This is a genomic window from Frankia sp. ACN1ag (assembly GCF_001414035.1).
Taxonomy (GTDB): Bacteria; Actinomycetota; Actinomycetes; order Frankiales; family Frankiaceae; genus Frankia; species Frankia torreyi.
Genome location: NZ_LJPA01000039.1, coordinates 60,681 through 68,875 on the forward strand (window position 1 = coordinate 60,681; position 8,195 = coordinate 68,875).

Annotated in this window: 8 protein-coding genes and 1 pseudogene; 5 read left to right on the forward strand and 4 right to left on the reverse strand. The window is 73.7% G+C overall.

Translation table 11 applies throughout. The annotated features are described in order from the left end of the window. Nucleotides 1-3 precede the first annotated feature (3 nt). Complete coding sequence (locus UK82_RS41895) at nucleotides 4-1,134, reverse strand: TetR/AcrR family transcriptional regulator C-terminal ligand-binding domain-containing protein (protein ID WP_044887525.1); 1,131 nt, start codon at nucleotides 1,132-1,134, stop codon at nucleotides 4-6. Between the two features lie 300 nt (nucleotides 1,135-1,434). Between UK82_RS41895 and panB the strand changes: the two genes are divergently transcribed. Beyond that, nucleotides 1,435-2,346, forward strand: coding sequence for a 3-methyl-2-oxobutanoate hydroxymethyltransferase (gene panB, locus UK82_RS26205; protein ID WP_055409951.1), 912 nt, complete (start codon nucleotides 1,435-1,437; stop codon nucleotides 2,344-2,346). Nucleotides 2,347-2,461: 115 nt separating this feature from the next. Here panB and UK82_RS26210 read toward each other — a convergent pair whose 3' ends face one another. Next, nucleotides 2,462-3,334 carry a helical backbone metal receptor gene (locus tag UK82_RS26210; protein WP_055409941.1) on the reverse strand — a complete coding sequence of 291 codons (873 nt, stop codon included), beginning with the start codon at nucleotides 3,332-3,334 and terminating at the stop codon, nucleotides 2,462-2,464. A 14-nt stretch (nucleotides 3,335-3,348) separates the two neighbouring features. After that, nucleotides 3,349-4,032 carry an NADPH-dependent F420 reductase gene (npdG, locus tag UK82_RS26215; RefSeq protein WP_044887523.1) on the reverse strand — a complete coding sequence of 228 codons (684 nt, stop codon included), beginning with the start codon at nucleotides 4,030-4,032 and terminating at the stop codon, nucleotides 3,349-3,351. 453 nt (nucleotides 4,033-4,485) lie between these two features. On the opposite strand from npdG, the gene UK82_RS26220 reads away from it, so the two are divergent. Further along, complete coding sequence (locus tag UK82_RS26220) at nucleotides 4,486-4,704, forward strand: hypothetical protein (RefSeq protein ID WP_009742848.1); 219 nt, start codon at nucleotides 4,486-4,488, stop codon at nucleotides 4,702-4,704. A gap of 161 nt (nucleotides 4,705-4,865) precedes the next feature. On the opposite strand, the gene UK82_RS26225 is transcribed toward UK82_RS26220, so the two are convergent. Continuing rightward, entirely contained in the window at nucleotides 4,866-6,017 is a 1,152-nt protein-coding gene (locus UK82_RS26225; protein ID WP_396230651.1) for a site-specific tyrosine recombinase XerD, read from the reverse strand. A 117-nt stretch (nucleotides 6,018-6,134) separates the two neighbouring features. On the opposite strand from UK82_RS26225, the gene UK82_RS33195 reads away from it, so the two are divergent. The 3 genes and pseudogenes from UK82_RS33195 to UK82_RS43405 all read left to right on the forward strand — a co-directional run. Continuing rightward, nucleotides 6,135-6,839: a hypothetical protein gene (locus UK82_RS33195; protein WP_055409943.1), complete on the forward strand. Its 705-nt coding sequence runs from the start codon at nucleotides 6,135-6,137 to the stop codon at nucleotides 6,837-6,839. A 700-nt stretch (nucleotides 6,840-7,539) separates the two neighbouring features. After that, a pseudogene (locus UK82_RS40320) lies at nucleotides 7,540-7,801 on the forward strand (PKD domain-containing protein); the annotation flags it as partial. A 252-nt stretch (nucleotides 7,802-8,053) separates the two neighbouring features. Continuing rightward, nucleotides 8,054-8,195: transposase (locus tag UK82_RS43405; RefSeq protein ID WP_396230652.1), on the forward strand; the 142-nt coding region annotated here is incomplete at its 3' end.

Below are 8,195 nucleotides of genomic sequence, written 5' to 3' on the forward strand. Positions count from 1 at the left end.
TACTCAGGGTGACGAGTCCGCCCCGCCACGCCCGTTGGTGACGACCGGCCCGGTCAGCCGGTGCGTCCCGCCGGAGCCATGCCGGCCGGCCACGCCACGCACGGCCCGGGTCGGGTACACCCCGCCGTGGCCACGCGAACCGCCGACGCCATTGGGCCCACCGGCGCTGTACGGACCGCCGGCGCCGTAGGGCCCGCCGACGCTGTACGGACCGCCCACCGGGTACGGACCGCCCACCGGGTACGGACCGCCGACCGGGTAGACGCCGGAGTCCGACCCGCCGCCCGCGCCCGGATGGGCGGGCGTGCCCGAGCCCGTGGAACCCGCGGTCCCCGCGGCGCCGACCGGGACCGCGGGGCCAGCCGAACCCGCAGGTCCCGCCGAATCCGGCCCGTCAGGGCGGGCCGGGCCCCGCGGGCCGCCGTCCGGGTCGTCGGCGCCGGGGGCGGCCTCCGGGCCGGCATCGGTTCCCGGCAGCCCGGGGTCGCGGCGCAGGATGCCACCGAGCACGGTGTCGACGATCGTGCCGATGCGAGTGCCGCTCACCTCACGATTGCCACTCATGTACTGGCGGTAGGCGACCGGACCGATGAGCATGTCGACGACCAGGTCGACATCGACATCGGCGGCCAGCTCCCCCGAGTCGATGCCCCGGCGCAGGAGATCGGCCGCGCGTTGCCGGGACGGCTCGATCACCTTCTGCGAGTAGGTGGCGAACAGCTCCGGATGGGTGGACCGCTCCGCGGCGAGCCTGGGCAGGATGCGCCCGGACAGGGACTGGATGTTGTGCCGGCGCAGGGCGTTGAGCCAGGCCACGAGGTCATCGCGCAGCGAGCCGGTCTCGACGGCGTCCACGCTGTCGGCCAGCGTGTCCAGAGCGTCGACGATCAGGGCGTCCTTCGTCGGCCACCGCCGGTAGACGGTGGCCTTGCCGACGCCGGCGCCGGTCGCCACCGCCTCCATCGACAGGCCGGCGAACCCGACGGTGGCCAGCTCGTGCAGGGCGGCGTCGAGGATCGCCTCATCGCAGCGGGGATCCCGGGGCCGGCCGGGAGAGCGCGCGGGCTTCACTCCGGAGGGCACACGATCGGCCGGACGCCGGGGACGCGGGGGGCGCGCATCCGCGGTCGTCATCCGGCGCGTCCTCCGTCTGCTCTGCCATCCATCCCGTCACCACCGTGCCGATGCATCCGCATGGATAGGCCACCCGCTACCTGGTCGCGCCGTCTGTTCCCGCCGCATTTCAAGATCAGCATACGTGCCCGGCGGCCCAGACGCATCCGTTTGCCATGGCAGCGGCGTGGCGGGCGATTCCATTCCGCCCAGGTGTGCGGTGCGCACCGGTTTCGCCCACTCGGCGGGTGGGCCCGACCGTGGCAGCATGGACAGCACGCCGGGACGCCCAGCGCCCGGACGGACGCATCAGGAGTGCTCATGGATTCGTCAGGCACTGTCCGCAATCAGACATCCGACGACCACCCGCGGCCCGCGGACTCTCCGGGCACGGCGGCGACGCTCTACGGCGCGCCGGCCGAAACCCGGCCGCCGCGCCGGTCGCGGTTCACGGTCCGCGACGTGGCGGCGGCGAAGAGCCGGGGCGAGAAATGGTCGATGCTCACCGCGTACGACTTCACCACCGCCACCGTCTTCGACGAGGCCGAGATCCCCGTCCTCCTGGTCGGGGACTCGGCCGCCAACGTGGTCTACGGCTACGACACGACCGTGCCGGTCACGGTCGACGAGCTGATCCCGCTCGTGCGCGCCGTGGTGCGCGGCGCGCCGCACGCGATGGTCGTCGCCGACCTGCCGTTCGGGTCGTACCAGGCCGGCCCGGAACAGGCGCTCGCGACCGCCACCAGGTTCCTCAAGGAGGGCGGCGCCCAGGCGGTGAAGCTCGAGGGCGGCGCGCGGGTCGCTCCGGCGGTCGCCGCGCTCGTCGGTGCGGGCATCCCGGTGATCGGTCATCTCGGCCTGACCCCGCAGAGCATCCACGCCCTGGGCGGCTACCGGGTGCAGGGCCGAGACGAGGCGGGCGAGGTCCTGCTCGCCGACGCGCTGGCGATCGAGGCCGCCGGCGCGTTCGCGGTCGTGTTGGAGGTCGTGCCCGCGGATCTCGCCGCGCGCGTCACCAAGGAACTGCGCATCGCCACGGTCGGGATCGGCGCCGGCGCCGACTGCGACGCGCAGGTACTGGTCTGGCAGGACATGGCCGGGCTGAGCGGCGGCCATGTCCCCCGCTTCGTGAAGCGATACGCCGACCTGCGCACCGTGCTCGGCGACGCCGTGCGCACCTACCGCGACGAGGTGCGCGGCGGCCAGTACCCGACGGTCGAACACAGCTACTGATCGCCCGCTGATGCCGACGGTCGGTGGCCGGTCGCGGACGCCGCGATCCGGCCACCGACCGCCCGTCCACCGGCTCCGCCCCGGCCCGAGACTCCGGCGCGCCGGGGTCGGGCGGTCAGGCGCGGGCCAGCGCCGCCGCGAGTTCGTGGCGCGCCGCCGCCAGCGACGGTCCGTACCAGGTCAGCAGGCGGCCGGGGACGCAGACCGCGGGGGCGGCGAACGCCTCGGGCCCGTCGGTGGGGCTGAAGGCGTACGGCTCGTCGGGCAGCACGACGAGGTCGTGCGGCGGGAGGTGGGCCGGATCAAACCGCGGGTAGCGCTGCGGGGAGTCCGCCAGCACGTTGTCCACCCCGAGGCGGCGCAGCACGTCGCCGGCGAAGGTGTCGCGCCCGACCGCCATCCACGGGCGGCGCCAGATCGGCACCAGGGCGCGGCGGCGCGCGCCGGGGCGCACGGCATCGCCGACGGCCGCGTTGGTGACGGCCGCGTTGGTGACGGCCGCGTTGGTGGCAGTGCTGGCTGCGTCGGCGGCGGTGTCGGCCCAGGCCGCCCGGGCGGCGTCGAGCCAGGCGGGGCGCGGTAGTCCGCAGGCCAGCCGCAGCATCCGATCGAGGCTGTCCAGGGCCGCCTCGACGGTATTCGGCGCCGTCACCCACACCGCGAGCCCGGCGGCGCGCAGAGCGGCGAGGTCGGACTCGCGGTTCTCCTCGGCGTTGGCGCAGACCAGGTCCGGGGCGAGCGCAACGACCGCGTCGACGTCCGGATTCTTCGTTCCGCGCACCCGGGCCACCGCGAGCCCCGGCGGATGACTGCACCAGTCGGTCGCCCCCACCAGCAGTCCCGGCGCGGAAAGGGCGATCGACTCGGTCAGGCTGGGCACGAGCGAGACCACCCGGCCCACCGGTGCGGAAATCCGCACCGGGTGGCCGAGGTCGTCGCGGCTCAGGTCGTCGCGGTGAGGTGCGCCCGGGTGGGGCCCTGTCTGCATCGCCCGCGCGGTGGTCAGACGTCGGTGATGCGCAGGCCGGCGTGCGACTTGTAGCGGCGGTTGACCGAGATCAGGTTCGCGGTCAGCGCCTCGACCTGGCCGGCGTTGCGCAGCTTGCCGGCGTAGATGCCGCGCATCCCGGGGATGCGCTCGGCGAGCGCGGCGACCAGGTCGGTGGCGGCCCGGTCGTCCCCGAGCACGAGGATGTCGGTGTCGATCTTCGCGACCGACTCGTCGGCCAGCAGCACGGCGGAGACATGGTGGAAGGCGCCCACGACGGTGCTGTCCGGCAGGACGGCGGCGGCCTGCTGGGCGGCGCTGCCCTCGGGCACCGCCAGCGCGAAGGCGCCGCCGGAGTCGAAGCCCATCGGATTGACGCAGTCGATGACGATCTTCCCGGCGAGCGGCTCCCGCAGCGCCTCGAGCGTCTCCCGGTGACCGTCCCACGGGACGGCGACGATCACGACGTCGGCACGCTGCGCGACGGTGGCGTTGTCGGCGCCCTCGATGCGACGCCCGGGGCCGGCGAGCTTGGCCGCCGCCTCCTGGCCGCGCTCGGTCGACCGGGAGCCGATCAGGACAAGGTGGCCGGCCGCGGCGAAGCGCAGGCCCAGGCCGCCGCCCTGCGGCCCCGAGCCGCCGAGGATGCCGATCGTCAGTGCGGGGACGTCCGGGAGGACGCGGTCAGTCGAAGTCACCCTGTCATCCTGCCCGACCGGGCCGTTCGCCGCGCGAATCCATGACCGGCCGTGAATCCGTTCCCGGACCTTTGCCGAACGGTGGGAACCGGGACGTTCACCCTCCGGCGCGACGTCCAGCCACGAGCCCACCCCCCCGCGGACAGCTGGGGGCAATGAGGGACTATGCATGAACAACGGGACAGCTACGTGTTTGCTTCACCCGCCCCCAACCGGCCGGGACTTCGGCCACACCCGACGGGGCCCACACACGTCGCTACCGGCAGAGGAGCAGCGCACGTGACTGACAGCTACAACACCTGGACCACCACAATAGGTGATCGAGCGCATACGCCGAGCGAGACCGGTGGCATCCACGGCAACCCCGGGCGTGCATTGGTCCCAGATGGGCCGTACCGTTCCGTTCCACACGCATCGAGCAGATCTTCCGAATCAGGCGAGAGAGGTCGAGCAATGGCGGACGTATCGGTTCGCTTCGCGATGACGAACGACAGCGAAGTGGTGCTGAACCTGTCGCTGCCGCAGGCGCTGCGCCTGATGGAAGCGATCGCACGCAAGGTGGGCGAGACTCTCGCCGAGCGCAGCACGCAGGCGGTCGGCGGAGTCGGCGGGGTGCCGACGTCGGCGCCGTCGAACGGCATGCCGAGCCTGGGGCCCTACACCCCGTCCTGAACGGCCGGTTCCGGGCACGCTCGGTCGCTACCGGCGGCAGGGCCGCCCGCGCGATGCCGTGCCGCCCGAGTGCTGTGCCGCCCGAGTAGCGTGCCGGCCGAGTACCGTGCCGGCCGATCGGGGCACGACCGGCGCGGCCGCAGCGGCGCCGGTGGGGTTCCTCATCCACCGGCCGGGGGCCCGGGAATCCAGCCACCGCCGCCGGCGGCGGGCGGACCCGTGCCCAGCGCCCGGGGATGTGACGTCGCATACACCTCTCGCAGCCGATCCACCGTCACCAGGGTGTAGATCTGGGTGGTGCTGACCGATGCGTGGCCCAGCAGCTCCTGGACAACCCGGACGTCTGCTCCCCCGTCGAGCAGGTGGGTGGCGAAGGAATGCCGCAGCACATGCGGTGAGACGCCGTCGACCCCGGCCTGGGCAGCCGCGGTCCGCAGCACCGTCCACGCGCTCTGCCGGGACAGCCGGTTGCCGCGCCGGGAGAGAAAGACCGCCGCCCCCGACCGGGGCCCCGCGAGGCTCGGCCGGCCCAGGCGCAGGTAGTCCGCGAGCGTGGTCACGGCGCACCGGCCCAGGGGAACGATCCGGTCCCGGCCGCCCTTGCCGTGCAGCCGCACCGCGGCAGCCTCCAGGTCGAGATCGTCGACGTCCAGCCCGACCGCCTCGGAGATCCGCGCACCGGTCCCGTAGAGCAGCTCCAGCAGCGCCGTGGCGCGCAGCCGGCGGACCGCTTCGGCGGGTTCCACCGCCGCCGGCGCGGGATCCTCGGCCCGGTCCGCCACCCCCGCCACCCCCGCCTGCGGGGTGCCCGCGGCCGCGGCGAGCACCGCGGTCACCTGGTCCACGGAGAGCGCCTTGGGCAGCTTGCGGGGCGGCGTCGGCGGTCGCACCGGGCGGGACACGTCCTCGCTGACGTCCCCCTCCTCGGCGGCGAAGCGGTGCAGTGAGCGCACCGCGACGAGCATCCGCGCCACCGATGCCGCGGCGAGCGGCGGATGGGTGTCGTCCCCCGCACGCAATGCCGCGGCGAAGCCGGCAACCTCTGCCTCACCGACCGCGTCCAACGAGCACAGGCCATGCGCCGACAGATGGCTCAGGTAGCGGCGCAGATCGCGACGGTAGGCAAGGACGGAGTTCTGGGCGAGTCCCCGTTCGCCCTCCAGATGATGGAGATAACGCGCGATGATGTTCCCGGGCGTGCCCCGCTGCGAGGGCACGGGATGATCGAGGGCGCGGGCGGGCCCGCTGCCGCCGGGCGGCGTTCCCAGCCGCACCGCCTCGACCGGCCCGCCCGCCGCAGCGGGAGGGCGCATCCGGAATGTCCGGTCGCCGCCGGTGGCTCCCATCATCAAACTGATAGTAGGACCTGCGCATCGTTCTCCGTTGGCGCCTATCCACATGCCGGGCTCCTGCGGCTATTCTGGCGACTTGTGCGGACGGACGCCGAATCGTCACGCTACGCCGCACGGCTGGGGGTCGTCATCACCGCCGTCACGACACTTGCCCTCCTGTCGGGAGCGGGCCTGCTCGCGGGTTGTGGCGGCGACGGCCACGAGCCCGCTGGCGCGGCCGTCCCCGCCCGCCCGGACGCGGCGTCCGCCGGCAACCCGCCCGTCGGCAACCCGCCCGTCGGTGGCTCGTCTGTCGGTGGCTCGTCTGTCGGTGGCTCGTCCGTCGGTAACCCTTCCGCTGGCGGCTCCTCCGCAACGGCGGCCGGCCCGGCTGGGGGCTCCGACGACGCGCCCGCCGCGGCCGCCCGCACGGTCGAGGCCTACTTCCGCGAGATCAACGACGCCGCCCGGGGCGGCCGGCTCGCCGTGACCACGCCGACCGCGCTGGCCGGCTGCCAGCCGTGCGCCCTGGACGTCGGGGTGACTCGATCGCTCCAGCAGCGCGGCCTGCACGCCGACGCCGCCGCCTACCGCCTGACCGACCTGTCCGCCCGGCCCCGGGCCGGGCTCGTCGCCGCAGTGACCTTCACCCTGCACACCAGCGCCGTCGGGCTGCTGGACCTCGCCGGACGCCACGTCGCCGACGCCCCCGGCGTGCCCACCCGGGCCGCCACCGCCGAACTTGCCCTCACCCAGCACGGCTGGCGCATCCAGACCCTGCGCTACGCCCCGGGGCCGGCATGACGGCCCCGCCTGCGTCCTCGGACTCCCGTTGCGGTCGGCGAACGCTCGCCAACCCGCGTCCGCTGTCGGGCCGGCGGTGGCTCGTCCGGATGGCGGTGGTCGCCGTCATGGTCGGGCTGCTCGCGGGTGTCGGCGGTCTGCTGCCCGGCCCGGGGCTGCCGGGCCTGTCCACCGCCGGCCGCGCCGAAGCGGCTCCTGGCGACGAGACCCGGGTACCCTGCGTCGGCGTGCTCTGGGGAAGCTGCGACACCCGGGCCACCGCCAACGGCTACCAGTACCGTTACCACGACGGGGTGCTCGAGCGGATCCCCGACGGCGCCGACGGGGGCGTCCCGAGGCGGGCATCCTGCGGGCAGGCCTGCCCGGATGACCCCGCCGCGGTCTGTGAGCTGTACGAGCTCGTCGGCCCGGACCCGGCGATGACACCCGCCGAACGCGCCCAGTTCGACCAGACGATGGCCGGGTGCAACAACTACCTGCTGCCCGACAACGCGGTGCCGCTCGCGGCCGTGCAGGCGGCGCTCGCCGACTACCTGCGGGACAAGCTCCTACCGAAACCGTCGATCGTCATCGCGCCGTCCGGGCGCAGCTTCGCGAACCTGGCGACGATCCTCTACACGCCCGTGCCGGAGTCGTACACGTTCAACGTCGACCAGCCCGTCGTCGCCACGATCAGCGCGATCCCCCACTACCGCTGGGNGTTCGGCGACGGCGAGACCGGCCCCGACGCGCCCGGGCGGCCCTACGATTCGGCGATTTCCCCGCGTGACCATCCCGAGGCATACGTGTCGCACGAGTACGCCCGGCCGGGGCAGTACCAGGTGACCCTCACCGTGACCTGGGACGGAACGTTCACCCTGCCCGGCGTCGCGGAGGCCTTCCCACTGAACCCGGTGACCCTCGCCGCCGCGCAGGGCCTCGTCGTCAACGAGGCCGCCGGCGTCCTGGTCCACAACGACTGACCAGCCTGGACGGAACCCTAGGAGACCACTGAAAATCTTGCGGGTCCGGGTTCTGGTGTGGTGGTCGACGCCAGTGTTGTGATCATGCAGGGTGAGTGGGTGGGCGAGCTGATCGGGCCGGACGTGTGGGAGACCTGCCGGGAGTTGATCCCGGCGGGGAGNGTGTTCGCGTTCCTGGCCGAGCATCGGGAGGCGCTGTTCCCGGCGGAGATGTTCACCGACATGTACCCGTCGTCCAACGGACGGCCGAGCATGCCACCGCAGGTGCTGGCGGCCACCGTGGTGCTGCAGAGCCTGCACGGGTTGTCGGATTTCGAGACGGTGCAGGCGTTGCGGTGCGATCTGCGGTGGAAGGCCGCGTGTGGGCTGGGGCTGCTCGACACCGCCTTCGACC

Bases quoted from the DNA above. Each gene is read 5' to 3' on its own strand.
- UK82_RS41895 (WP_044887525.1), bottom strand. From the start codon at position 1,134: ATGACGACCGCGGATGCGCGCCCCCCGCGTCCCCGGCGTCCGGCCGAT.
- panB (WP_055409951.1), top strand. From the start codon at position 1,435: ATGGATTCGTCAGGCACTGTCCGCAATCAGACATCCGACGACCACCCG.
- UK82_RS26210 (WP_055409941.1), bottom strand. From the start codon at position 3,334: ATGCAGACAGGGCCCCACCCGGGCGCACCTCACCGCGACGACCTGAGC.
- UK82_RS26220 (WP_009742848.1), top strand. From the start codon at position 4,486: ATGGCGGACGTATCGGTTCGCTTCGCGATGACGAACGACAGCGAAGTG.
- UK82_RS26225 (WP_396230651.1), bottom strand. From the start codon at position 6,017: ATGCGCCCTCCCGCTGCGGCGGGCGGGCCGGTCGAGGCGGTGCGGCTG.